Below are 1,770 nucleotides of genomic sequence, written 5' to 3'. Positions count from 1 at the left end.
TAGGTAATTGCGAAACTCGCTAAGCTCGTTCGCAATTCTGAACCAAAACAAGGATGAATTCGTGCAAAGCACGAATTCTGGAATGAAATGTAGATAACCGGACATTTTAGGTGCACTTTAATAAGGCTTAGGCTTTATGGAGTTGGTAAGTCCTATGCTATGAGTGGCTTTAAGCTTCGTATGTATTCATGGTGTTTGATTTTGTCTGCAAGAACAACTGTAATGAGTTGGGTGATTCCAGCAAGAATTAAGTCTGCATGCAATGTTTTCTCATTCTGAGTACGACGTCCTGCAAGACAGAGATTCTCTTTTATGTGATTGATATCTCTTTCTACTGCAGTTCTGATTTTGTAAGTGTTATCCCATTCTTCGGTTCCGCGAATGGTTCCGGGATAGGCACGAAGATCTTTTTCAGGATAAACATAGATTATACGTCCGCACTCAGAAGTAGTACAAGGATTATCGCAGATACAATGTCTATGATATTTTCCGGTTGATGCATCCCTAACACACTTTATTTTAGGACAGACAAACTTATATCTTTTCAAACCATTTTTTCTTGTAGAAGTGCCGTCATGTTTCAGTGGAAGTGAATCATCATTAGGACAGCAAGGGATGCCGTTTTCATTCACTTTACAATCAGGATTTTCTAATCCTGATCTGGAATTAAGAGGAATGTATGCTTTGGAAAAGTGTTTGTTTTCGCCAAAAGTATTGCCTGTTAGCAGTTCTCCATAAAGCCGACATGAGTCAAATGCCGCATCACCAAGAAATGTTTTGGGATTAATAAGCGGATGCTTTGCAAAGAAATCTTTTAGTGTAGGAATGAGTAATTTAGCATCATGAACACACTTATCTTCATCAGGAGAATCAGATTTCTTTTCTACCACGATTTCAGGATGTGAGATCATAAAGTCTTTGTTGTAAAAAGATATATGTCGGATGATGCCAAGACCATTGGTGATAATGCCAAATTTGAAGACATAGCAAAAATGACCATTAATGTATAACTGCTTAATTTCAGGATTTGCGGATGCGTGTGTTGGCATAGAACCATAAGCAGCTTTGTAAGGATCATAACTCTTATCGAAGTTGTTAGCTTTGGCATAAGCTTTGAGCTGCTTGATAATACGATTTGCGTATTTCGGATTATTTTCAGTAACGAAAGCTTCAATACCAGAAGAATCAAAGATAGTCATATCCGCTTTGGCAGAATCAATAGCATGACAGATTGGTTCGGTTAAATCAACAAGGTTATCAAAAACAAGCTGAAGGTCATCAATAAAGTCCTGTTTGAAGCGGGTGATTTTAGAAGCATCTGGAACTTTAGTGAAGCCACAGAATTCACGCAGTGGTTTTGAATAAGCAAGAAAAGTTAAAAGAAGCTGGTCTGTGGGAATAGAAAAAATACGCTGAATAATCAAAGCCCACAACAAAGCATTTAAAGGGTATTTACGGGTTCTGCCCGTTGATGCATAGAAATGATTTCGAAAAGAAATCGGAATAATCTCATCAATATCGATGTGGTTTTCTAATAGAGATAGAAACACAGGTTTGTCATTTTCAAATTTTTCCTGGCAATCTGAAAAAATATCTGCCAAAGAAAGCTGTTTATATGGTATCATAGATGTCAGAATAACTCCTTTCTTGGATGTATGGTTTATAGTTTCTCGTCAACTCTATTATACCATATCCGGTGAGGGGTTATTTGTTTTTTGCAGTTAAAAAATGCCGTATTTATGCGGCTTGTGGCGTTTCGCAAACGACTAA

1 protein-coding gene is annotated in these 1,770 nt (G+C 37.3%); it reads right to left on the bottom strand.

Going from position 1 to position 1,770, the window contains the following annotated elements; translation table 11 throughout:
- Positions 1-152 precede the first annotated feature (152 nt).
- Positions 153-1,625 carry a transposase gene (locus FYJ57_RS14985; protein ID WP_154433273.1) on the bottom strand — a complete coding sequence of 491 codons (1,473 nt, stop codon included), beginning with the start codon at positions 1,623-1,625 and terminating at the stop codon, positions 153-155.
- Positions 1,626-1,770 lie beyond the last annotated feature (145 nt).

This window comes from Oliverpabstia intestinalis (assembly GCF_009696065.1).
Taxonomy (GTDB): Bacteria; Bacillota; Clostridia; order Lachnospirales; family Lachnospiraceae; genus Oliverpabstia; species Oliverpabstia intestinalis.
Note: the sequence above shows the minus strand (reverse complement) of the source record. Positions and strands in the feature narration are given on the sequence as shown.

Excerpts from the sequence above, each read along its gene's own strand:
- FYJ57_RS14985 (WP_154433273.1), bottom strand. The coding sequence starts at position 1,625 with ATGATACCATATAAACAGCTTTCTTTGGCAGATATTTTTTCAGATTGC.